The 23,097-nt window shown below is 61.3% G+C and carries 27 protein-coding genes; 14 read left to right on the top strand and 13 right to left on the bottom strand.

All coding sequences use genetic code 11. The annotated features are described in order from the left end of the window. Positions 1-61: 61 nt before the first annotated feature. Complete coding sequence (locus UP06_RS40690; protein WP_156162887.1) at positions 62-226, bottom strand: hypothetical protein; 165 nt, start codon at positions 224-226, stop codon at positions 62-64. On the opposite strand from UP06_RS40690, the gene UP06_RS10330 reads away from it, so the two are divergent. The 4 genes from UP06_RS10330 (at position 225) to UP06_RS10315 (ending at position 3,028) form a co-directional block, all read left to right on the top strand. Further along, a complete protein-coding gene (locus UP06_RS10330; RefSeq protein WP_156162886.1) occupies positions 225-1,253 on the top strand; it encodes an MBL fold metallo-hydrolase in 1,029 nt (342 codons plus the stop codon). The two genes, UP06_RS40690 and UP06_RS10330, sit on opposite strands and share 2 nt — an antisense overlap. Before the next feature lie 25 nt (positions 1,254-1,278). Continuing rightward, positions 1,279-1,653, top strand: coding sequence for a hypothetical protein (locus tag UP06_RS41445; protein WP_210166316.1), 375 nt, complete (start codon positions 1,279-1,281; stop codon positions 1,651-1,653). 79 nt (positions 1,654-1,732) lie between these two features. Next, positions 1,733-2,758 (top strand): MBL fold metallo-hydrolase, encoded by a 1,026-nt coding sequence (locus UP06_RS39220; protein WP_197087167.1) that lies wholly within the window; start codon positions 1,733-1,735, stop codon positions 2,756-2,758. 30 nt (positions 2,759-2,788) lie between these two features. Continuing rightward, positions 2,789-3,028, top strand: a complete 240-nt coding sequence (locus UP06_RS10315) for an MDR/zinc-dependent alcohol dehydrogenase-like family protein (RefSeq protein WP_045002437.1) — start codon at positions 2,789-2,791, stop codon at positions 3,026-3,028. Between the two features lie 257 nt (positions 3,029-3,285). On the opposite strand, the gene UP06_RS10310 is transcribed toward UP06_RS10315, so the two are convergent. Then, positions 3,286-4,158 (bottom strand): alpha/beta fold hydrolase, encoded by an 873-nt coding sequence (locus tag UP06_RS10310; protein ID WP_045002435.1) that lies wholly within the window; start codon positions 4,156-4,158, stop codon positions 3,286-3,288. A gap of 200 nt (positions 4,159-4,358) precedes the next feature. Continuing rightward, complete coding sequence (locus tag UP06_RS10305; protein WP_045002434.1) at positions 4,359-5,264, bottom strand: LysR family transcriptional regulator; 906 nt, start codon at positions 5,262-5,264, stop codon at positions 4,359-4,361. Positions 5,265-5,516: 252 nt separating this feature from the next. Between UP06_RS10305 and UP06_RS10300 the strand changes: the two genes are divergently transcribed. The 6 genes from UP06_RS10300 (at position 5,517) to UP06_RS10280 (ending at position 10,071) form a co-directional block, all read left to right on the top strand. After that, positions 5,517-6,452, top strand: a complete 936-nt coding sequence (locus UP06_RS10300; RefSeq protein ID WP_045002433.1) for a hypothetical protein — start codon at positions 5,517-5,519, stop codon at positions 6,450-6,452. Between the two features lie 75 nt (positions 6,453-6,527). Next, positions 6,528-7,169: a glutathione S-transferase family protein gene (locus tag UP06_RS10295; protein WP_045002432.1), complete on the top strand. Its 642-nt coding sequence runs from the start codon at positions 6,528-6,530 to the stop codon at positions 7,167-7,169. Between the two features lie 47 nt (positions 7,170-7,216). Further along, positions 7,217-7,540: a DUF1330 domain-containing protein gene (locus tag UP06_RS10290; protein ID WP_045002431.1), complete on the top strand. Its 324-nt coding sequence runs from the start codon at positions 7,217-7,219 to the stop codon at positions 7,538-7,540. A 154-nt stretch (positions 7,541-7,694) separates the two neighbouring features. Beyond that, complete coding sequence (locus tag UP06_RS10285; RefSeq protein WP_349509928.1) at positions 7,695-8,399, top strand: zinc-dependent alcohol dehydrogenase family protein; 705 nt, start codon at positions 7,695-7,697, stop codon at positions 8,397-8,399. Beyond that, complete coding sequence (locus UP06_RS42525) at positions 8,396-8,614, top strand: zinc-binding dehydrogenase (protein ID WP_349509927.1); 219 nt, start codon at positions 8,396-8,398, stop codon at positions 8,612-8,614. Before UP06_RS10285 ends, UP06_RS42525 begins: the two co-directional genes overlap by 4 nt. Further along, entirely contained in the window at positions 8,611-10,071 is a 1,461-nt protein-coding gene (locus UP06_RS10280) for an MFS transporter (RefSeq protein WP_045002430.1), read from the top strand. Before UP06_RS42525 ends, UP06_RS10280 begins: the two co-directional genes overlap by 4 nt. A gap of 30 nt (positions 10,072-10,101) precedes the next feature. Here UP06_RS10280 and UP06_RS10275 read toward each other — a convergent pair whose 3' ends face one another. Further along, entirely contained in the window at positions 10,102-11,316 is a 1,215-nt protein-coding gene (locus tag UP06_RS10275; protein ID WP_197087165.1) for an MFS transporter, read from the bottom strand. 99 nt (positions 11,317-11,415) lie between these two features. Next, entirely contained in the window at positions 11,416-12,162 is a 747-nt protein-coding gene (locus UP06_RS10270; RefSeq protein ID WP_045002428.1) for an SDR family NAD(P)-dependent oxidoreductase, read from the bottom strand. 180 nt (positions 12,163-12,342) lie between these two features. On the opposite strand from UP06_RS10270, the gene UP06_RS10265 reads away from it, so the two are divergent. Further along, positions 12,343-13,248: a LysR family transcriptional regulator gene (locus UP06_RS10265; protein WP_045002427.1), complete on the top strand. Its 906-nt coding sequence runs from the start codon at positions 12,343-12,345 to the stop codon at positions 13,246-13,248. Positions 13,249-13,273: 25 nt separating this feature from the next. On the opposite strand, the gene UP06_RS10260 is transcribed toward UP06_RS10265, so the two are convergent. The 6 genes from UP06_RS10260 to UP06_RS10235 form a co-directional block, all read right to left on the bottom strand. Further along, positions 13,274-14,332, bottom strand: a complete 1,059-nt coding sequence (locus UP06_RS10260) for an SDR family oxidoreductase (protein ID WP_045002426.1) — start codon at positions 14,330-14,332, stop codon at positions 13,274-13,276. Positions 14,333-14,346: 14 nt separating this feature from the next. Continuing rightward, positions 14,347-14,721, bottom strand: coding sequence for a DUF427 domain-containing protein (locus UP06_RS10255; RefSeq protein ID WP_045002425.1), 375 nt, complete (start codon positions 14,719-14,721; stop codon positions 14,347-14,349). Positions 14,722-14,759: 38 nt separating this feature from the next. After that, positions 14,760-15,464 carry a flavodoxin family protein gene (locus UP06_RS10250; protein WP_082081321.1) on the bottom strand — a complete coding sequence of 235 codons (705 nt, stop codon included), beginning with the start codon at positions 15,462-15,464 and terminating at the stop codon, positions 14,760-14,762. 48 nt (positions 15,465-15,512) lie between these two features. Next, on the bottom strand, positions 15,513-16,373 hold the full coding sequence (locus UP06_RS10245; RefSeq protein ID WP_045002424.1) for an alpha/beta fold hydrolase: 861 nt from the start codon (positions 16,371-16,373) through the stop codon (positions 15,513-15,515). Between the two features lie 137 nt (positions 16,374-16,510). Then, a complete protein-coding gene (locus UP06_RS10240) occupies positions 16,511-17,257 on the bottom strand; it encodes an SDR family NAD(P)-dependent oxidoreductase (protein ID WP_045002423.1) in 747 nt (248 codons plus the stop codon). A gap of 199 nt (positions 17,258-17,456) precedes the next feature. Further along, positions 17,457-18,377 carry a LysR family transcriptional regulator gene (locus UP06_RS10235; RefSeq protein WP_045002422.1) on the bottom strand — a complete coding sequence of 307 codons (921 nt, stop codon included), beginning with the start codon at positions 18,375-18,377 and terminating at the stop codon, positions 17,457-17,459. 209 nt (positions 18,378-18,586) lie between these two features. Between UP06_RS10235 and UP06_RS10230 the strand changes: the two genes are divergently transcribed. Then, positions 18,587-19,108 carry a redoxin domain-containing protein gene (locus UP06_RS10230; RefSeq protein ID WP_045002421.1) on the top strand — a complete coding sequence of 174 codons (522 nt, stop codon included), beginning with the start codon at positions 18,587-18,589 and terminating at the stop codon, positions 19,106-19,108. Positions 19,109-19,172: 64 nt separating this feature from the next. On the opposite strand, the gene UP06_RS10225 is transcribed toward UP06_RS10230, so the two are convergent. After that, positions 19,173-21,329 (bottom strand): alpha/beta hydrolase fold domain-containing protein, encoded by a 2,157-nt coding sequence (locus UP06_RS10225; RefSeq protein WP_045002420.1) that lies wholly within the window; start codon positions 21,327-21,329, stop codon positions 19,173-19,175. A 126-nt stretch (positions 21,330-21,455) separates the two neighbouring features. Here UP06_RS10225 and UP06_RS10220 point away from each other — a divergent pair, with 126 nt between their 5' ends. After that, entirely contained in the window at positions 21,456-22,097 is a 642-nt protein-coding gene (locus UP06_RS10220; RefSeq protein ID WP_245305448.1) for a TetR/AcrR family transcriptional regulator, read from the top strand. A 163-nt stretch (positions 22,098-22,260) separates the two neighbouring features. On the opposite strand, the gene UP06_RS10215 is transcribed toward UP06_RS10220, so the two are convergent. Beyond that, positions 22,261-22,722 carry a DUF6314 family protein gene (locus UP06_RS10215; RefSeq protein ID WP_045002419.1) on the bottom strand — a complete coding sequence of 154 codons (462 nt, stop codon included), beginning with the start codon at positions 22,720-22,722 and terminating at the stop codon, positions 22,261-22,263. Between the two features lie 115 nt (positions 22,723-22,837). On the opposite strand from UP06_RS10215, the gene UP06_RS10210 reads away from it, so the two are divergent. Next, positions 22,838-23,071, top strand: a complete 234-nt coding sequence (locus tag UP06_RS10210; RefSeq protein ID WP_045002418.1) for a hypothetical protein — start codon at positions 22,838-22,840, stop codon at positions 23,069-23,071. The last annotated feature ends 26 nt before the right edge of the window (positions 23,072-23,097 follow it).

The following is a 23,097-nucleotide window of genomic DNA, read 5'->3' as shown; positions in this document are numbered from 1 at the left end:
CTTACGGTCAGGACTCTGCCAGGTTGACGTGCATGGTAGAGCCACCCGCTCCCTTTGACGCTTAAATTCTGGAGTCTTCTGGAAATAAGGCATCATGCCCGTCTCTGAAATGATCGAAGCCGACGATCTTTAGGTTGACAAAGACAATTGCGATCGACATTGTCTTTGCATCGCGCATCGTCGCTTCCGCGCTGACACGCAGCGCCTTCAATCTGGAGACAGACATGATCAATCCCCCGACGATCCTGACGCGTCGCAGTGTATTTCGTGCCGGCACCGGGCTGGCCATTGCCGCTATGGGAACGCCGTTGCTCACCCCCGCGACGGGGCAGGCTGAGGGCGTTCGTCCAGCCGGCGCGGAGCCGCTAAACGGCGGCGGCTTCTACCGCTTCAAGATCGGAGACTTCCAGGCAACCGTGATCTCGGATGGCTCTGGGCAGATACCGATCCGGCCGATCCTCGTCATGAATGTCTCTGAAGCTGAACTTGCTCCGGTGTTGAAGGCAAACTTCATGCAGCCGGTGATCCAAGTCACCAACAACATCCTGGTGGTCGACACGGGACACGAGCGCATCCTCGTCGATTCCGGCTTTGGTGAGAAACTCGGCCCGTCCTTCGGTAGCTTTCCCGGACTCGAGGCGAATCTGGGCCGGGCCGGAATTTCGCCGGAGAGCATCGATCTGGTCGTGACGTCGCACGGTCATCTCGACCATATCGGCGGCTTGGTGACGAAATCGGGCGCGTTGGCGTTTCCGAAGGCTCAGTTCATCTTTGTCGATACGGAGTGGAATTACTGGACCGGCAGCCGTTACGAAAGTGAGGTCAACAGTTCGCCGATGCCCGACCCGTTCAAGAAGGGCACGATTGGGGCGGCACGAGATAATCTGCCACCGGTCGCCAACCGTTCCCGGTTCATCAAGCATGGCGGCGAAATCACAAGCGGCGTGCACTATGTTGCGGCGCCCGGACATTCGCCGTCCCATGCCGCAATCCTGTTCACCTCAGGCAAGGACCAGTTCATGCACATGGGTGACATCGCCCATAACCCGGTGACCAGCCTACAGCATCCGGACTGGTCGCCCATCTTCGACTACGACCCCGCGCAGGCGATCAAGTCACGCAAAACCATTCTGGACCGCGTCGCGACCGACCGGATCATGGTGATGGGCTATCATTTTCCGTTCCCGGCCATTGGACATGTCGCCCGACGCGACGCGGCATACCACTGGGAAGCCGCCCAGTGGATCTGGTAGCGAGCCGATGACAACAATAAAGGCGATGCAGCTGGCTTCGCTCGTCACTGCAATCAATGTCCTGGTCGCGAGCGGCTTTTCCATCGCGGCAATCTTCCGTCCGGAAGCCGTGGTGCCTGCCGGCTCCATCCCAACAGAGGCGTCGTTACTACTAGCCATGTACGCGGCGGCGCGCACAATTCCACTGGCTTTGTTTGCATTGGCGGCAATCTACAAACGAGCGACGTCTGCGTTGCTGATCCTGGGCCCGCTCGCGGGCGCCATGCAATTGCTGGATGCCGGAATCGGTCTGTTTCAGCATGATCTGGGGAAATTCGCTGGGCCGCTCTTTATTGCCGTCCTCCAATTCCTCGTCGTCTATCTGCTTCACAGATCCGTACGGATTTCGTCACAAACCTAGCTTGGATGAATCGCGCTACGGCCCGGTACTTCCAAGTCAGCCCCAGTTGCGCGGTGATGCTAAACAAGGGACAAGAGAAATGCAGTCGAGCCACTCCCGTCTTCAGCGCTTGTCGCAAGCCGCTCTATCCCGTTCTCAGTTTCTCCAGCTCGCTGCGGGCGCGCTAGTCCCATTCGTCGGCTTGCCCTCGTCGGCTGCCGCCGTCAAAAGCCCTGAGCTGGCGCAGAACGGTGACGCGCGCGAGACCAAGGATACGGCGGCATCGGGCCGCATGGGGGCCATTCTCGTAAGCCAGTTCGGCCCCGTCAAAATTCATTCCTACCTTAGTCCCCCTGACGGCTTTCGCGTCAATACGCAGATGATCGAGGGGCCAACGGCAGTCGTCATCTTCGATGGTCAGCTTCTGCTGCCCTATGCCGACGAAGTCGCGTCATACGTGCAGACGCTGGGCAAGCCCGTCGACCGGATCATTCTCTCGCATGCACACACGGATCACTGGTCCGGTCTTCAGGTTCTGACCGAGCGTTTCCCCGACGCCCGTGTGTTCGCCCTGGACGGGATCGCCGACCAGCTCCGCGCAAGAGGTCAAGCCAGACTCGCTAGTTTCCAACCGGTATACGGTGACAGGATCGCGACCAAGGTCACCGTCCCGACGGAGACAATCGCTGAAGGCGTGCAACGGATCGACGGCATCACCTATGACTTCAAGCGGTTCGTCGACGCTGAATCGGATTTGCAGCTCGCCGCTCTGCTGCCCGAGCAAAAAGTGTTGATGGCGTTCGACCTGGTGTTCTCGCCGAACGAACACGCCTTCACCGTTGTGGATCATTTTGATCACTGGATGATCGTTCTCGAGCAGCTCAAGGCGATTCAAGGCTACGACACCCTCATCATCGGGCATGACACGCCAGTCAGCCACTCCGCAATCGACAGCACGATCACCTACGTCAAGCGCGCCAACGAGATCCATGCGGCCTCCGCCGACGCGAAAGCCTACAGCGAGAGCCTGAAAGCCGCTTTCCCCGACCGGCAGCAAGCCGACTGGGTCGATTTCTCCGCCAAGCTTCTTTACGCACCGCGCCCCGTCAAGAAGGCCCATCTCTGATCAAAGCGCAACTTGAAGGAAGCCTCACCGATGAAAGCCATTCAGTATCGCGCCTACGGCGATTATGCGGAGAACAAGGTCGTTGATCTTCCGGCACCAGCTGCGAACGACGGTCAGGTGCTCGTGCGGATGCGCACGGTCGGGATCAATCCGCTGGATAACACCTTTCGGTCCGGCCACCATTATGCTGCGACGCCGGAAAATTTGCCGCGTGTCGGTGGGCAGATGGGGGCCGGCGTGCAGATTCCCCGTGTGCCCTCCTCACCATAGGGCTCCATGACGGTTCGAGGCCGATCGACATCGATGGTGACCTTCGTATGCTGATGTTCCGGGAAACCCTTCACCTCGAGCAGTTGGCCGGAAATGATCAGCGATACATCGATCGACCTGATACGCTTCCACCTGTCGAGCCCTCCATGAGCGGACACGGCGAGCTCAAGTAGTTCGTTCATTTGATGGTCCCCTGTGCGTAGCCCGTACCAATCGCTCGTTCATCAGATCGCCGGACCACGCGCTGCGCGGCGGCTCTAGCGGCCAGTGACCGCAAGAGATCCATCCAGGAAGATCCGCCCATGGGTTACAAAGAGTTCCGGAAACTGAAACAACGAACCGTGCCCGGAGTCCGGATAGACGATCAATTGAGCGTTTGGGATAGTCTGGGAGAGCGTGAACGAATTGACGGTCGGAACCATGATGTCGCTATGGCCGTTCACGACAAGTGTCGGTTGCGTGATGGCCTTGAGCTCCGCGAACCTCTCGCCGCGGGTCTGACGCCATTCGGTGATTGCTGCCCGCTGCGCCGCCATCGTTTGTGCCGATGTCGGTACGTCGACATCTTCCTTCCGCGCGTGCCGGCGCGCCCAGAACGCCTTGCCGGCGAACTGGCTCGTCTGCGAAGGCCGGAAGAATAGATAAAGGAACGTCTCTATTGGGCTTTGCCCGGTTTTCGGATCAGTCAGACCGCCGTACTCGGCGTATTTCGGGTCTTGCGGCGGTTCGCCCGCTCGCGGCCCGGTGCCGGCGAGAATAAGACGGCGGATCAGTTCGGGATGACGTAACGTAAGTGTCTGCGCCACATATCCTCCGATCGAGAAGCCCAGCAAATCAATCTGCGAGAGTCCGAGCGCCCCGACGAAATCGGCGGCGTGCTCCGCCATCGTATCGATCGTGTCCGGCGTCTCGCCACTCGACGAGGCGACCCCCGCATTGTCGAACAGAATGACCGGACGATTTTCCGCAAAGCCGTCGGTGACCGCGGGATCCCAATGATCCATTCCGCCCCGAAAATGTTGCATGAAAAGAAGCGGCGTGCCGCGTTCCTGTCCGAACCGGCGGTAGGCGAAGCGAATTCCGTGGGCTTCAACGAACTGGGTGGGGGCCGTGACATGTCGGTATGTCATGCTTGGTTCGTCCCGTTCTGCGCTCACACGCTCCAACTCGGCGGTCCGCCGGAAGCCACACTCGGAGAGGCGCTACGCACCTGTTACGGTCCAGTTGTTTTAGCTAGAGATGCTGCGTGTCGTGAGGACGAAAACCCATCAAAAACGGACGCGCTGAAGTGGGTATCCTCCTGCCCGACAGGACCTCAATTCGGTAACCCTCAATGCTCTACGGCTTCGACCAAACCGGCCGCGACGTCGCGTGCGCATTCTTCGAGGTCCTGTATCACACGCCGACGGTCAGCTCGGCGCCTCACGAGAGCGGTACTGACGGGAGCAACGCCGATCTCGACAAACCTGATGCGGGGGTTGGAATAATAGAGCTCCGCTCGCGCTCCCACGATGACGACGGCCTCGCCGGATTCGACGGCCGCAAGAGATTCGCGGATCGTCGTGACGACCGGCCCTCGCGCGATCGGCCGTCCCGAAGGCGTGTGATCCGGGAAATGGATCGCCGCCCAAGCGCCCAAATGATGATTGTCGGGCAATGTCGGCAAGGTCTCGAGCGCGAGCTCCTCAGGATCGATCCAGTCTCGGTTCGAGAGCCTGTGATCGGCCGGCACCACCAGCTTCTTCTTCTCCACGAGCAGCACCGTGCATTGCACCAAACCGTCATGCGAGAGCGGAAGCCGACAGAACGCAGCATCGACTTTGCCTGCTGCGATCGCCTCAAACTGGTCTAGCAGCGAAAGCTCCACCCACTCAACATCGATATGAAACTTGCTCCTGAGATGCCTGACGAACGGCAGGGTCAGCTCATAGAGTCCGCCACCGAGGAAACCGATCCTTAGCCGGTTTGGCTGACCAAGGACGGTCTTCCTGCAATCGTCCAGCGTGGCATGCAGAACCAGCGCGGCGGGTTCAACGCCGAGGCGAAACTTCTCGCCAAGAGAGGTCAGCTGAACGCGCCTGCTCGTTCGGACCAGCAGCGGTCCACCCACTTCCTGCTCCAGGGAGCGTATCGCTTCGGAGACGGAGGATTGCGCGAGAGAGAGTCTTTTCGCCGCTTTTCCGAAATGGAGATCCTTCGCAACCGCCAGGAAGCAGTCGATCTGCCGCAGTTCCACGCTGATCCTCGCGTCAACCGATTGATCGGATGGGTCGATTGAACGCGAGCCTACGCTGCGGTGATGCTGCCTGCAATCCGAATGAAGCAGCAGGCGCACAACCTCGCTCAGCGCTGGACATCAGCTTGCAAGCAACGGCCGATCAATCGGCGTTGCCGATTGAATGCACGGCTATTGGCCCTTGTTGCGAACGACCCCAAGGAAAACATCAGTCGGCGAGTTGGCCCGACCCAACGCCGCTAGGATTTTTCCATGACCCAGCACAGCCACCCGAACGAACCGACACAGTTCGTGGACACCGCCAACTTTGCAGGGCGCGATGGGAATCTCCGTTGCCTTTCCTACGGTGTCCTCCGCAAGCTTGCCGGGCTTCCGCAGGATCTGTTCGCCGACTATTGGCGCGATGTCCTCGGGCCGCTCTGCGCGCGGCTTCCCGGCATCAGCTACTACGTGCAGCACCACTTTTCACAGGACCGCCGGGCAAACCTCTGGCCTCTGCCGGATGGCGTTCGCCACATGGACGTCGTGCTCGACGGCGCCGCGGAGATCGGCTTTGCCGACATCGACGGCCTCAACCGCTACGCCGAGGCAAGCCCGGTGTTGTTCGGAGACGTGTTCCATCTGTTCGAGCACATCGTCGCCTACAATCTGCCGAGGGGGTCCCACACGCTGGTTGATCGCGAACCCGACGGCATTCCAAACGGGCCGGACCGATTGTACCGCCTGCATTTGCACCTGAACGGCGGATCTGCCGAGGGATTTCGGCCCTGGCTGTCGGAATGGGCACGACATCTGTCATCCGCGCCGGCGGTGCGGAAGTTGCGCCTGCATTTGCCGGAGCCGTACGACAACGCGCGTCCATCGCCGGCGTCGCCCCATGGCGATCATCGGGTCAGCGACGAACGCAAGGACATCGGCGTCATCGAGATCGGTTTCGCAAGCGCGCTCACCGCACGAGAGTTCTGCGAAAGCGAGATCTATCGCGCAACCATCGCGGACCAGCGCAGGCATCTCCGCTCGGTCGGCGCTTTCCTGGTGAGCGGTGTCTACACCTATGTCAGCGACGGCGTGATCACCACGGCCGGTTTGAGAGGCAGCCGGACCGCGGAGCTCATCGAGCGAATCGGGGCCGTCAACCAGACGCGGAATGAGGTGACACGGCGCTTCGTGCAGGACACGCAGCGGTGACGTCGCCCCGAACCGAGGTCCCTGACCGAGGACGAGCGCATTAGGCCATCCAAGTCGAACACGAGGAGTCACGGGATGTCAGACACATTGAAGCTTTACCACGCCGCCAACTCGCCCAATTCGCGGCGCGTCCGAATTTTCCTGGCCGAGAAGGGACTCAAGCCGACGCTGATCTCCGTCGATCTCGGCGCCGGCGAGCAACACTCGGAAGCCTACAAGGCAATCAATCCCGGCCGCGTCGTGCCGGCACTCGTGCTCGAAGATGGCACCGCCATCGGCGAGGTGCCGGCCATCATGCGGTATCTCGATGAAGCCTTTCCCGAAACGCCGTTGCTGGGCGCGACGCCCAAGGACAAGGGCTTGGTCGTGATGTGGGAGCGGTTCGCTGAGCTCGAAGGTTTTGCGCCGGTGATGGAAGGCGTGCGCAACAAGGCGGAGCGGCTGAAGGGCCGCGCCATCGCCGGACCGCACGGCTATGAGCAGATCCCGGGATTGGTCGACCGCAGCATGCTGCGCGTGAAGAACTTTCTCACCGACTTGAACGAACGGCTCGAACAGGTGCCCTTCGTCGCCGGGGAAAGGTTTTCGGCAGCAGACATCACTGCGCTGGTGACGATCGATTTCGCAAAGGCGCTCGACATATCGATTCCGGCGGAGCACCGAGCGCTGATGCGCTGGAAAGATGTGGTTTCGGCGCGGCCCAGCACAAATGCATGACGCGAAAGCAACCCCGTGGCTGACTGCAGGCCAATAGGAGATAGGTCATGCCCAAAGGATACTTCTTTGTCGAAATCGAGATCACTGATCCGGCGGCTTATGAGGCCTATCGCACGAGCGTTCCGGATATCATCGCAGCACACGGCGGCAGGATTCTCGTGCGCGGCGAAGACGCGCAACCGCTGGATGGCCTCGTTCAGCACCGCCGCCGGGTAATCGTCGAATTCGATAGCCCCGAGGCCGTGAAGAACTTCTATCACTCCGAGGCATATCAGGCGGTGCAGCCGATCCGGCTCAAAGCCAGCAAGGGCTTCGTGTGCCTCCTGACCGGAACGGAACAGATCCTCCAGCTTTCCGGACACCTTCTCTAGACGCGCGCGCTCGTAACCGGCTCTGCGCAGACTGCCGTTTCGCGCACGTGCCGAATACCATGCCCCAACCCCACTTGACGGAAGCATCATGTCCCGCACGATCAAATTCGCACAGGCCGGAGGACCGGAGGTCCTCGAATTCATCGAGACGGATGTGCCCGATCCCGGCCCGCACGAGGTTCGCATCGAGGTGAAAGCAATCGGCATCAACCGCGCCGATTCAATGTGGCGCAACGATAGATATGTCGAGTCACCGATATTCCCGGCTGGTCTCGGATATGATTGCGCCGGCCTTGTCGACGCCGTGGGCAAGGACGTCACCGATTTTGCAGTGGGCGACACAGTCAGCACGATCCCCGCATTCTCCCTAAACAAGTACTTCACCTACGGAGAGATCATTCTTGCGCCCGATCATGCTGTCGTGAAGCATCCGAAATCGCTGTCATTCGCTGAAGCGGCGTCGGTTTGGATGATGTTCATAACGGCCTACGGCGCGCTCGTCTTCGACGCCGACGTCAAAGCCGGTGAATTCGTCATCATTCCCGCAGCTTCGAGCTGCGTCGGCCTGGCGGCGATTCAAATTGCCAACCATGCCGGTGCGACTCCGATCGCGCTGACCCGCACGTCGGACAAGAGAAAACGGCTGCACGAGGCCGGCGCAGCCCATGTCGTTGCGACCCAGGAGCAGGATATGGTCGCCGAGGTGATGCGCATCACCAACGGTCATGGCGCACGCGTCGCCTTCGATCCCGTAGGCGGTGCAGACTTTCCCAAGCTGATCGCCGCGCTGACGAACCAGGGCATCGCCTACATCTACGGCGCACTGAGGATGACACGCCGATCCCGGTGCTGGAGATGATCCGCAAGATGACGATCGTCAAAGGGTACAGTATCCGGCTGGTCACGGGCGACGCGGCGCGCCGGAAGGCCGCGGTGGAGTACGTTACCAAGGGTCTTGCGAGCGGCGCTCTCAAGCCGATCATCGATCGTATCTTCAAGTTCGACGATATGGTGGAAGTGCACCGCTATCTGGAGAATAGCGGCCAATTCGGCAAGATCGTCGTTACCCTTTGAGCGACCACGAGCCGAGCGCAGAGGTCGCCAGCGCGGGCATCGGCGCCCGCCGCTGGGTTGCGCTCGCCGTCGTCCTCTCGGGCATTTTCGTGACAGTCATGGACAATTCGATCGTCAACATTGCGATTCCGGCAATCAGAAGCTCGCTGCACGCGAGCTTCGGCGAGGCCGAGCTCACGGTAGCAAGCTACGCACTGGCCTTCTCAGCAGGCATGATCACCGGGGGACGACTTGGCGACATCTGGGGCCAGCGTCGTGTTTTCATGGTGGCCTTTGCAGCGTTCACGCTGACGTCGTTCGCCTGCGGGGTCGCGCCGAACATTGAGGTTCTGATTGCCGCCAGGCTGCTACAGGGCGCCTCGGCGGCGATGCTCGCGCCCCAGGTATTTGCCTTGGTGCGAATGTCCTTTGCCGATGGCGGCGAGCGCACGGCAGCGTTCGGCGCAATGGGCGTGGCGATCGGCCTTGCCAACATCGCCGGGCTTATCCTTGGGGGATTCCTCGTCCAAGCCGACCTGTTCGGCCTTGGCTGGCGCATGATCTTTCTGGTGAACCTCCCAATTGGGATCGCTGCAATGCTCCTGACACCGCTCGTGCTGGCCGACGTCCGTTCTGGTGAGCACAAGCGCCTTGACCTTGCGGGTGTCGCGCTGAGCACACTCGCTATGTTGCTGCTGATGCTGCCGCTGGTCGAGGGCCCGGAGCGCGGCTGGGCCGGGTGGCCGACCGCGATGCTGGTCGCGTCCCCGGTCGCCTTCGTCGGGTTCTACCTCCACCAACGCTGGAAGTCCCGGCGCGGTCTCTCTCCGCTGCTCGATACCGACCTGTTTGGCGACCGCGCGTTCAATGTCGGCGCGCTTCTGATCCTCATCTTCTGGGCATCCACGACGCCCTTCAGCTTCTCCTACGTGTTGCTCATGCAGATCGGCTATGGGTACTCGCCACTGGCCACAGCAGCGAGCCTGGCAATGCTTGGTGGTGCGTTTGGAATCGTTTCGCCGATTGCAAGTCGGCTTGTGTCGTTCGGGGTGCGCCGCATCATGATGGCAGGCGTCCTCGTGGACTTGACCGGCATGCTTTTGGCGCTGGTCCTGTGCAGGACGATCGATCCGCTTCCGGCCGCATGGCTCCTTCCGTCCCTGTTGCTCGTTGGCATCGGTATGGGCCTTTTCATGACGCCCATCCTGAACGTGGTGATGAGCGGCATCCACGACCGCCACGTCGGATCCGCATCCGGGGTCCTGACGACGATGCAGCGCGGCGGCAATGCATTGGGGGTAGCGGCACTGGAGGTTCCTTTCTTTCTGACGCTGTCTGGTGCCGGATCGAGAGGCCTCAACCAGACGGCATCCTATGTCCAGGCGTTTGGTGCGGTCGCCCTTTGCAACGTGCTGATGCTGCTCGCAGTCGTTGGACTGCTTCTCCTCCTGCCCGACAGGACATCGGGTCCGTCATAACCGACCGACGCACGATCGTTCGCGTGGTCATCACGTGGATACAGGTCCGGTGGCAGAAGGCGATATGGTGGGCGTCGCCGTTGCGAGCACGAGCGTGGCGACGTTCATCAGGATGATCGCAGCCGCACCGATATCGACGGCGAGACTGAGTCCCCTCGCCGTCGCAATAGCGCCCAGAACGAGGGCGAGCGCGCCCATCGACAGATAACCCAGGAGATAGAGGGCGGAGAGTATGCCGCCGCGGTTGCGCTCGGGAGCCATCGCGCTGATCAGCTGCAGGCCGCCGACAAACAACAGGCTGTAGGCCCCTCCAGCGGCGGCGGTCGCCAGCAGATAGATAACCAGATCGCGCAAGCTGACCGCGAGGACGAGCAGCACCATGCCCGAACACGAGATCAGCGCACCGACGATTAGCGCCGCCCGCGGCGAGAACGGCCGGGCGATGATCCCAATCGCGCCCATCACGATGGGAAACAACGAAAGAACGGCGCTGTTGAGAAAGGCGTTGGGCGAGCCGATGAGATCATGCGCGACCTGGCCGCCGAGCGAGAGGATCAGGACGCCGAATGTATAGGCCGCGACCATGGCGGTCGATGACACCGCAAAAGCCCGACGTACATGCTTCGGAACGAATGGCATCCGCGAACGCCAGTCACCGCCCGCATAGCCAAGTGTATGACGGGGCAAGAACCACGTCCCGATCAGAAGGACGATGAGAAAAAGGGCAAGTACCCAGAAGCAAAGGCGCGTCGGCCATGGCCCGTATTCCGTCAACGCGCCGCCGAGCAGTAAAGCCGCAACGAATCCGATGGCCTGCGCCCCCATCGTAAGCGAGGCGGCGCTCTTCGCATGCTCCGGGCTTGTGAACTCCAGAATCGCGGCGGTCGACGGGCTCGCCGCCAGGCCGACGCCGATGCCCATCAGCGCGCGCCCTGCAAACACCCACCACACGCTAGGTGCGACCGCAAACAATAGCGCACCGACGAGTGAGGCAAAGAGGCCCGCCAGCATCGTGACACGGCGGCCAATCTGGTCGGAAATGCCGCCGAAGCCGACCAGCATGACGACGACGGTCATCGGATAGATGGCGAAGATGCCCGCCGTCATCGTATGGGTGAGATGCCACTCCTCGGCATAAAGCCCGTAGGTCAGTGCCGGCGCCGCACTTGTCCAAAGCGTATGACCGACCACGCCCGCCGACACCAACAGGCTCGCCCGACGCCCGAGGACGAACCGCCCTCCCATCGAAGGCTGAGTCCGGTCCGCCATGCTACGGCGAACGGACGCAGGCGCTACCTTGGTCATCGCTGTCGTCCTCGCGAATTCCACAAAGCGTCTGGAAGTTTACGAAGCGGTTTTGCCGCCATTCACGGCGATGATCTGGCCGGTGATGAACGACGCCTTGGCGGAAGCGACGAACACGATGGCATCGGCGATCTCCGTAGGGGTGCCGACACGCTTGAGAGGCACTCCCGCGATCAGTCCGGCCTTTCTCTCGGGCGTGCCGGTGAACCGGTCCAGCATTCCCGTCTCAACGGGCCCGGGCGCGACCGCATTGACGCGAATGCCTGATGCCGCACCTTCGAGCGCTGCGGATTTGGTCAGACCTTCGACCGCGTGCTTGCTGGCGGTGTAGAGCGATGCACCCGGCGCGCCTCGATGTCCCATGGTCGACGAGAGGTTCACGATACTGCCGCTGCCCTGCGCCTGCATCACGCGCATCTCATGCTTCATGCTGAACAGCACACCGAGCACGTTGGTGTCGAAAGTGGCCGCGTAGCTTTCGGCGGTCTGTTCCGTCACCGGACCGGGCTTGCCTTCGGTGCCGGCGTTGTTGACGGCTACATCGAGTCGGCCGAACCGTGCCACGGTCTTGTCGATCAAGTTGCCGACTTCGTCTTCGTGGCGAACGTCAGTGCGAATGAATTCGGCTTCGACGCCGAGGCTGCGGAGCTCCTGGGTCAAGGCATGTCCCGCCTCATCACGGCGGCCGGAGACGACGATCCGAGCCCCCTCCTGCGCGAAGGCCAGGGCGGTGGCACGGCCAATACCGGCCAAGGCGCCGGTGATCAGGACAACGGAGGTGGTCATGAAGCTTCTCCTGTAAGATCGGGCAGTATTGCTGGAAAGCCTTGCTTGGCAGGTGACCCCTAGGGTCAAGGCGGCCGCCGCGTTCCCGCAAAGCTTTGTTACAAGTGATTTAGGTGGCCATGGCGGAAAGGAGAAAGACTTTGTAGAGTCCACGCCATACTCTAAAAGTATGGATAGAGCATGGAGCTGCGTCATCTGCGCTATTTCATTGCAGTGGCTGAGGAAGGAAGCCTCACGCTGGCGGCCGAGCGGCGGCTTCACACTGCCCAGCCGTCCCTGAGCCGGCAGATCCGCGATCTCGAGTTGGAGGTCGGCGCCCAATTACTGATACGCAATCCGCGTGGAATCGAACTGACCCCGGCAGGCCGCGCCTTTCTCGATCACGCACGCCTGGCGCTGGCGCAGGTCGAGGTGGCCGGCGAAGCGGCGCGGCGGGCGGCCCAGGTCGCCAAGCCGTCTTTCGTTCTTGGATTTCTGACCGGGCACGAGGTGACGTGGCTTCCCGAAGCGCTGAGGATTCTCCGCGACGATCAATCCAACATTGAAGTGATCGTGCACAGTCAGCTATCGCCCGACCTTGCAAGGGGGCTGCTTCAGGGCAAACTCGATGTGGCGTTTCTCCGGCGGGAAGACCAGATGCCGGGCCTGGCATTCAAGTTTCTGGCCAAAGAGCCCCTCGTCGTCCTTCTGCCCAGCGATCATCGCCTCGCCACGCACGATGCCATTCGCCCGCAAGACATCCCGCGCGAAACCTTCATCAGCGTTCCCAAGACGACATCACCCGCGCTCAGGACTGTGATCGACGATTACGCGGCGCGCACCGGAATCGATCTCACGCCTGACCAGGAAGTCGATAATATCTCGATGGCGATCTCAATGATCGTATCCACGCGCGGCCTGGCCTTGTTGCCCCTCTATGCCCGAAATCTTCTTCCACCATCGGTCGTCAGTCGCCCTTTGCAAGGCGAAGCACCGATGATCGATCTTGTGATCGGCTATAACAGGGCAAACACGTCCTCACTTCTCAAGGTGTTTCTGTCCAGAGTGGACGACCTGATCGCGCGTGGAAGCGGGAGCATTTCGTAAAGGGCTTGCCGCTCGGTCCGGCAGGTCACGGAATGATCCGCTCGCGCCGAAAGTCTGAAAACATCCGGAAAAACATGTCCTCGGTGTCCACTAGGTCGTGGAAGCCGAAACGGCGGGCCTTGCTGGTATCGGAGACGATATCGTAATCGGAGGCGAATACGCCGTCCGGGTAACCCCAGGCCGCAATCTCTTCGAAGCGGAATTTCTGCAATCCGTTCTTCTCGACGATTTTGTCCCAGATCGGCCCCTTGTCCGCCATGGACCGCGCAAGGTTGATGTGCCGTGGCGGCGCCAGCTCCATCTCGAAGAAGCCGGCGAATCTGGGCCACAAATTCTGCCATCTGATGAGATCACTGTTGGTGATGTTAAACGCCTGGTTGGCGCATTTCGGATCGGTCGCCATCCACGCGACGGCCTTTGCCAGAAGGGCGGCGTCCGTACATTGGTAAAGTGCGGTATAGGCTCCCGGCTTACCCGGAAAGCTGAGAGGCAGCCCCAACGCCTTGCAGACGTTCGCATAGACTGCGATCGCCAGCGTCAGGTTCATCGGTCCTCCCGTGGAGAATCCGCAGACCGCGTGCGGACGCCCGACCGACCATGTCCAGAGCTTTCCTTTCTGGAATTCTTCGAGAAAGTCCTGCTGATCGTAATAGAAATTCGGCGGCATGTGCCGCGGATCGTCTTCTTTGGTCGGAGTCTTGTAGGGACCGAGGTGATTTCCATACCACCTGGTGCCCTGGGACAGATGAACGTGCTCGAGCACAGGTGACGCGGCGTCGACGGTCTTGACGAGGTTGAAGAACATGTTGGCGTTCGCCGACATCGTCTCGCCGGTATCCGCCCGCTCCGTGATGGCCAGATAGAACAGGTGCGAGATGTTGGTGAGCGGACCGAGCTTGGCCTGGCAGTCAGCCGGATCGATAAGATCCACGGCAATGTGCCTGTAGTCACCGGGTATCTGCGGCTTGCGGCGCGACGCCGCAACGACATCCCAGCCACCCTGCTCAAGCAGGTGAGCCAGCATGTAGCCGCCGGCCAGGCCGGAGGCGCCTGTGACAAGTGCGGTACGTTTTGTCGTTGGCATCCGTGCTGTCTCCCCTACGCCAGCCTGATCTCGTCAACCCGGTCCGAGTAGAACGCGACGTAATCCTTGATCTGCGCCATCGCCTCAAACGGGGTCTCATAAGTCCACACAGCGTTGCGTGAACGATCACCCCCCGCTGGAATGCTGTAGTAGGAAGCGTCGCCCTTGTAGGGGCAGTAGGTGGTGTGTTCGCTGCGCGTAAGCGCGGCCATATCGACATCGCGACGGGGAATATACTGAACGGGCGGGTAGGGCGCCTCGCGAAGCGTCAATGCATCGCTTGTGTCGGCGATAATCTTTCCGCCGACTTTGACAACGACGCGAGACGGGTTCGCCTCGATCGAAATGGGGTGATCGAGCCCTGGAATCTTTATCGGCCTGTCAGTCATGATGTCTCTCCTGAATGGAAGCGGATCGTGCGAAAACCTTAGGCGGTGACCAGTCCAGTCGTGCTTCGATTGTGTTTGGAAGCCACCACGCCCCGGCCTTCCGGATCCTGATTGTCGGCACCACCCGAAACGCCGCGGTGAGCTGGCCGGCCGAGCGCCGCCCGGCCAGCCGACAACTCCTGCGCGACCTCGGCCACTCGGCGGCCGAGGAATTCCGCGGTCCGAAGATCGGAGAGCGGAGGGGCAACATCGCCGCTCAGATCCATATCGGCCTGGCCGGCCATCCCGAGCGTGTAGCTGTCGCGGTTGAGGATGTCCTCGTTAGTGTAGGAGCGATTGTTCCCATAGTTCAGCCCGAGATTGACCCAATGCATTTGGTGTTGGGCCGCGAATGTCATCAGCTGAACCAGCGAGTTCTGCTTGTCGCCGCCGCGGGACGCGCCATTGGTGAAGCCGGCGGCGACTTTGCCTTCCCAGCGCTTCTCGGCATATTGAAGGTGCGAGGTCGCATCCATGAACGCTTTGAACGGTGCCGACAGGCTCCCCATGTAGGTGGGAGCTCCCATGATGATGGCGTCTGCACCATCGAGAAGCTCCCATCGGCCGGTCGCTTGCTCTGCCGTTACAAGTTCCACGCTCGCGCCACTGATGGCTGCTGCGCCACGCGCGACTGCCTCGGCGATCTTCACGGTGTGGCCGTATCCGCTGTGATAGACGACGACGATTTTCACTGGAACTGACATGGGTGCTCTTGGATCGGGGCAGATTTGACAAGCGGCACGAGCGCTGCGTTATCGCGCTTCCGCTTCGGACAAGAATGCGGAAACGTGCTGGACGAACTGCTTGGGATATTGGTACTGCGAACCGTGATTGGCGTCTGGATAGAGGACGAGCTGGGCGTCAGGCAGGTGCTGCTGCAGGATGAACGAGTTCACGGAGTAGATGATCACGTCCTTGCCGCCGTTCACGACCAGCGTCGGCTGACGAATCGACTTCAGATATTCGAACGGCTTCTCCCGCGGCGCGCCCCATTCGCCGATCGCCTCGATCTGGGCGGGCGCAACCGTCTCGTTAACCTCGGGATCGCGGTGCTCGGCGCGTAGCCGGAAGCGCTTGAGGAACTCGCGGCCCGCAGCCTGGCTCTTCTCGGACTTCGTGAAATGCACGCGAAGCCAGAGATGATCGGGCTCGTCGTATGTGGCGCCGAAGATTTCCTGCGCCTCTGGCGTGAGCGCGGCCATGCCCTCGCCACCGCGCGGACCGGTGCCGACCAAGACCAGTCGCCTCACGAGGTCGGGCGCCTGAACGGCGATTTCCTGCGCGACAAAGCCGCCGATCGAGAAGCCGAGCACATCGACCTTCGTCAGTGTTAGCGCCTTGATGAACGCCACCGCATTGGCGCCCATTTTCGCGATCGTGGTGGGCACCTCTCCAGAGGAGCTGGATACACCGGCGTTGTTGAACAGGATCACTTCGCGGTCGTTGGCAAGACCGTCGGTCATTGCCGGATCCCAATGGTCCATGGTGCCGGTGAAATGCTGGTTGAAGACGAGCGGCGCGCCGGCTGCTTTGCCAAAGCGGCGATAGGCAAAGCGGATGCCGTTGGCTTCGACAAACTGCGTCGGCGCGGTCTGGTGATTATGGTGAGTCATTGATTCCCTTCTTGCGGCAGCTCAAGCCTAGGTACGAAGCGGTTGAAAGTGGTGACGTCCGGACGCGCCGTGAAGCTGCGAGACGGGAAGACCACGCGCGTATTGGGCGCGGAGTAAGCCTCCGCGCCCAAACAGGATCAGTTGGCGCTGTGTCCGCCGTCGACGTTGAGAACGTGACCGGTGATGAACCTGGCTTCGTCCGAACCGATGAACACGATACCGTCGGCGACCTCCTCGGAGAGTCCGAGCCGACCCAGCGGAACTTGGGTCACCAAAGCCGCCTTGTTCTCCGTCGTGCCGGTGAAGCGGGTCAGCATGCCGGTGTCCGTCGGACCAGGCGCGACCGCATTCACGCGAATTCCCGACTTGGCAACTTCGAGCGCCACCGATTTGGTAATGCCTTCGACCGCATGCTTGGCGCCGACATAGATCGAGGCAAAGGCCGCGCCCTCGTGCCCATAGGTCGAGGAGATGTTGATGATGCTCCCGCTCCCCTGGGCCTGCATGACACGCACTTCGTGCTTCATGCTCAGGACCACGCCGACAACGTTGGTCTCGAACGTCGCGGCAACGGTCTCGGCGGTCTGGTCCGTGATCGGGCCAACCTGGCCTTCGGTAGCGGCATTGTTCACTGCGACATCGAGACGACCAAATCGTGCGACGGTCTTGTCGACCATGGCGCGGACGTCATCTTCCTTGCGGACATCGGCCTTGATGAACTCAGCCTCGGCGCCGAGAGAACGAAGCTCCTTGACCAGCTCCTTGCCAACCTCATCCCGCCGGCCGGCAACGACCACCTTTGCGCCCTTCTTGGCGAAGGCGACGGCAGCGGCGCGCCCGATGCCTGTGAGTCCACCGGTGATCAAAACAACTTGCGTGCTCATTCTACGATCCTCTGTTGGTCGCCGGAAGCCCGACGGCGCTGTCGTCCATGCGTGATCGCACCGTCGCGTGACGATGATCGTCAGCGTCGTTCGATTTCAATCATCGAAAGCAAGGTAGCGGCAGGATCATCTCGGCATTAGACACGAGGGGGGACTAATAGATATTCTGACCAAGAATGAATGGCCCGCGCGCCTTACCTCACGCGGTCAGAGGTCTCTTCAGAGACTCGCTCTGTGCGGTCGGAATACAAGTCTCGACAAATGAGGCGAACTCTCTTGCCTTAGCGCTCGCCATCCGCCCGGTCGGATAAACTGCCCAGAGCTCCAAGCCGGGAAGCTCCCACTCATCCATAACGGATTTGACGATGCCTGACGCAAGTTCGGGAGCGAAGTTCCACTCAGACGTTATGGCAATGCCGAGGTGGGCAAACACCGCCTCCCGCAATCCCTCCGCTGCGGTGACTTTTAACCTGCCCCCGACCGCCACCGACGTCTCAGCCGATCCTTGACGGAACGTCCAGGACACGCCGCCTCCATCCGGAGTGTAGATGACGGTCTGATGCGCGATCAGCTCTGCCGGACTTTTGGGTTCTCCGTGTTTCGCGAAGTAGTTTGGGGTCGCGATGACCCGCCGGCGCGCCTGACCAAGCTTTCGTGCCACCAAGGTCGAATCCGCCAACGAGCCACTGCGGAAGGCAACATCGATGCCTTCCTCCACCAGATTGATGGGTCGATCATCCAGCACCATGTCGATCTCGAGTTCGGGGTTTTTCTCCAGAAAACGATCAAGCTGGCGCATGATGTGAAGGCGCCCGAAGCAGACAGAAGCCGCAATGCGCAGCTTTCCAGTCAGTGCGGCTCCGGCGCCGCGCGCTGCCAGAACGGCCTCTTCAGCCTCTTCGATAGAGCGTTTTGCCCTGACATAAAAATTCATCCCCGCTTCGGTAGGGGTCAGGCTGCGCGTCGATCGCAACAGAAGACGAACACCAAGCCATTCCTCAAGCTGAGCAATCGCTTTGGATACCGCTGGCTGCCCCACTCTCATCTGACTCGCTGCGGCGGAGAACGATCCCGTGTCGACGACGCGAACGAACGTCTCCATCGCAAGGTGCCGGTCCATATCCATTCTCCCTTGGAATGAGCATTATCACCCCGAGAAGGGTGCCGTCAGAGCGATAGATCGCCCATGGTGTGGCGCTTCGACCTGCCCGAGAATAGATGGTGACCAGATTGATATGGTCAAACGACGGATCGGACCCACCTGGCTTACCCGCCGGGCGCTCTCGCTCGCCTGATGACACCGATACGCGTGGTCCTGGCTTGCGCGCCATGCGAGCGGGGAAGAAGGCCGCTGACTTCCGCCTTCGCGATCAACACGGCCGTCGCGTGGCGCTGAGCGAGCTGTTGCTTCGCAGCGCGGTTGTTCTTCGATTCTGCCGCAATGAGAATACGGCCAGCTGTGTTCGCGAATTCAACTCTTTGTCGGCGCTCCAAGGCGATATGGAACGATTAGGGGCGGCGCTGGTCGTTATTGCAGTCGAACCGTTCGACCCTCGTCCCTTGGGCAAAGACACGGCGTCCTTTCCCTTTCCCATCCTGGCCGACAAAAACGGAGACGTGGCCCAGTCCTACGGATTGACCTTCCAGGTGTCGGCACCAAATGGCCCAGACACTGATGACGCAACCGGTAACCCACGGGGACGTGAGATTAGGTCCGCCCCTGCGACTTATGTCGTCGATCAGACGGGACTGGTTGCCCTGGCCTTCGTTGATGTGGAGTGCCGCAGTTTGATGGACCATGGTCAGATTCTGACGGCGCTCGAATGCCTCGCTAGGCGGAAGCAATCATGATCGGATTGCCGACGTCCCTATTCGACCGAATGTCCGCTCAGAGCCATGACTGGTCCTGCATCTCTCATTCCGCGGCTTGCGAGTGCGCGGCACCGCGTTGCAGATTCCGCCGCGCCCAATCAGCGACCTCGCCCATCGTGCTCTCCGTTTCGGGGAGGAAGGGAAAGATCGTGTAAACATGGACGGAATCCTCTACCAGACGCAGCGTCACGTCGACACCGGCCTTTTCCGCGCGTTGGGCCAGGCGTATGGCGTCGCTGAGCAACACCTCGCCTTGCGTTGCCGTAACGAAAAGCGGCGGTAGGCCGGTGAGATCGCCGAACAGTGGCGACACCAGAGGATCCGTCGGCTCATGGCCCTGGAAATACGACGCTCCCATGAAGGTCAGGAGATCGCGGTTCGCTGCGGGATCATCTCCATTGAACGCGCGGACGCTCTCACCCGATAGGGTGAGGTCGGCAAATGGCGCGACCGCAAGGATGCCGGCGGGCAAGGGATCGCCGGCCATGCGCAGCGCAAGCGCCAGCGCGACCGCAAGGCCGCCACCGGCGGATTCGCCCGACAGCAAAATTGAACCCGCGGGGACGCCTTTTCCCAGCAATGCACGATAAGCGACGACGGCGTCGTCGATCGCGGCCGGATAAGGATGCTCAGGCGCAAGCCGGTAGTCTATGGTGTAGCAGACCCCGTCGGCAGCTGTTGCCAGCCTGCTTGCATATTCGAGCGACCCCTCGGCCGAACCGATCAGGTAGCCGCCGCCGTGGAAGTGCAGCACCACACCGTCGGAGTGAGCTTCCTTTGCTGAGACGCGGAACGCCCTGACGTCACCGAGTTCGTCCTCGATCGCCTCGAAGCCGTCGGGCAACGGGAAGTTCGTGGTCAGGAAGCGATCATAGGCCTCTCGAAGGCCGTCATGCCCACGCGCCACGTCCTCGGGACGGAACGCGTATTTCCAGAGCTCGAAGGCGCGTTGGCTCTCCGGACGCTTCAGCCGCTTGCCTTCACGCAGGCCAGTGACATTGACGACCTCGCCCGGCGCCCCCTCCACCGCCTTCACGACATCGTAGTCCCATGCCAGGCCCCAGCTCGTCTCCGCCAGCGGATCGATGCGTGCCATGCCTTTCCAGCGCGCATTGCGATTGCGCAGGCGAGCCGTGTCGGTCTCATGCACGAGCTTTACGGCCGCACGGGCTCCAGCCTGGATGCGCGTCGTGCGTGGCAGGCGACGCCGCTCGTACTCGAGGAGCGCGCCCGGGACGTCGTCTTGCCGTCGGGACAAGACGCGCGAGAGCGTCCAGGCATCCTCGATGCTCTGTCCGGCTCCCGCCGCCAGGAACGGCACCATCGGATGTGCCGCGTCGCCCAGCAGCGTGACGCGCCCCGAACTCCAGCTGTCGATCGGATCGCGGTAGTACATTCCGGTGATGAAGGCCGTCCTGCACTGCTCAAGCATGGCGCGCGCCCGCGGCTCGGCATCCTCGAAAGAGCGAAGCATTTCGGCAATGTCGCCGCTCTCGGTCCAGGATTCGCGGCGTACTTCATCGGCCGGCACCGAAGCCAGGATGCTGTACAGATTTTGGGGCCTCACCCAATAGGTGATCAGCGTACGGCCGGGCCCAAACCAATAATTCCCGCGCTCGGGAAGCTCGAGGCCTTCGAGCCGCTGCGCCGGAATCAACGAGCGCCACATCAGAATGTTGGAAAAATGCTTCTCTTCCTGCCCGCGCAGGTACTGTCGCACGATGGAGTGAATGCCGTCACACCCCACCAATACGTCGCCCTTCAGCGTCTCGCCGGTCTGCAATCTGACTTCGACCGCGTCATCCGTCTGCGAGAGCGCGACGCAACAGGCGCCCAGCCGCTTCGATTCCGCAGGGACAGCGTCGAACAGCAACTGAATGAGATCGCTGCGATGGACGTTGTACATCGGCGCTCCGTAGCGGCGGGCCGCCTCATCGCCGAGCGGCGCCTGATAAAGCAGGCGCCCCGTGCGCAGATCGCGATAGTCGTAGGATTCAGGTTTGACGCCGACAGCCTGCATGGCGGTTTCGAGCCCCAGTTCGCGGAGCACGATAGCGGCATTGCTGCCGATCTGGATGCCGGCGCCAACCTCGCCCAGCGCTTCTGCTTGTTCGAGGACAATCACCTCGATCCCGTGATGACGCAATGCAATTGCAGTCACCAGTCCGCCGATGCCACCACCCGCCACGAGCACGCGCATAGTTGGTTTCCTCATCTTGACTTATTAAGCGATTTCACTTAACTTAGGATCGGGCAGGTTTGAATGTCAAGCAGAATGAAAACGGCGCCCCGCGCCGCCTCGGAACAGACCAGGGACCAGATCAAGATGGCGGCGCAAATGCTGTTCGCGCGCCATGGCATCGACGCCGTGACGGTTCAGCAGATTGTCGATGCCGCCGGACAGCGGAACAACGCCGCGCTGTACTATCACTTCCGAACAAAGGAAGAGCTGATTCGGCAGATGGTGGTCGATGGAGCCGCCGTGCTCGACGCCCGACGGCGCGAAATGCTCGACGACATGGAAAAGCGCGGCGGCCCGGCGAGCATTCGCGAGGTGATGCTGGTCCTGTTCATGCCGGTCATCGAGCTCGGCGAGCACGAGCGATGGCGCGGCTATATCCGATTTATCTCACACCTCCAGGCATCCGACCCCAAGGTGCTCCGCGATGCGCTGAGCAACCGATGGAACGCCGGCTATGTCGAGTGCGTCAATCATCTGAAGCGGATGTTGCCCGGACCCGCGGCCATCGTCGAACAGCGCCTTTCGATGTTGGCGATCTATTCCAACGCGGTTCTGTCTGCGCAGGAAGCCGCGCGGGAGTCACGGAATACCAAGAGCAGTCGTCTGTGGGGCCAGCCCTTCACCATCGAGAACATCCTCGACATGCTGGAGGCTGCGATCACCTGCCCGCCTTCGCAGGCCACCTTGCGGATCGCCATGTCAGAGACGTCAGCTGGGCGGCAATAGTATCCGGGATGAGGCGCTGTTCGCTCCGCTTCGCGAGCTATGTCGAGGCGTTTGACGAGGCCCCGGCTTGCCGGTCGCGGTCGCCAACGACGCCTATCATCGCCTGCTGATCGCGTGGCGACCTGCGAGCTCTGGCAGCGACGCCGCACTGCGGCCACGCGTGTCACGACACCCGCGTGTATGTCGTCGTCATCGTGTAGTCCTTGCGTGGACCCGACACGACGTGACGCACGACAAAGCGACCGTCGGCCAGGAAGGTGTAGCTCGACTGATAATTGTCGAGATTGCAGAGATGGCCCGCGCTTCCGCTCAACGCTCCGCCAACGGAGGCAGACAGTGATATCTCGTGGAATAGCCGCCGCGGATTCTCCTTGAAGAAGACCGCGAATCCTCCGTTGCTGTTGCTGAAGATGTACTCGCGCTCCGTCTCTAGCTCGGTGCCGTCCAGGAGCTTCAGATGTCCCTGCTCCCGGTAGGCCAGGCTTGCCTCGTCCACTGGCGTGAAGGTCGCGGTGCCCTGCATCGTCGCTTGACCTTCGATAAGTCGGTTGAACGACCAGGAGCCGATCAGCTTTTCCGTCACCTCCGAGGCGTCACCCCAGCCATCGATCGCGGTTTCGTTCATATCTTTGGACCTACGCGTTCACCGGCCGGTTCGGCTTCTAAAGCCGGGGAGTTCGACTTCACCGAGCCGATGCCTATATCCTATCGGCAACGCGTGTCGATGTAGCGAGCATGTGATGGCCAGGAGACGCACGACGGAGACGGATGCCGACGACCTCCCCCGCTATTTCGTCTGGGTCCGGGGTCTCGAGGGGCCCGAGCCACAGAAATGGGTGGCGATGGATTTCGGCGTCGGTGACTGGAAGCGGCCGCTTGTGCTGGCGTGGCTGGAGCTGCCGGCGGACGAGCGGCGCCTGCCGCTGTCGATGCTGGCCGGGCGTTATCCGCCGCCGAGGGTCGAGATTTCGTAGGGTGGGTTAGCGAAGCGTAACCCACC

The organism is Bradyrhizobium sp. LTSP857 (assembly GCF_000938285.1).
In the GTDB taxonomy this organism is placed as follows: domain Bacteria; phylum Pseudomonadota; class Alphaproteobacteria; order Rhizobiales; family Xanthobacteraceae; genus Bradyrhizobium.
The sequence above is the reverse complement of the archived record's forward strand: the minus strand, read 5'-3'. Positions and strand labels throughout refer to the sequence as shown.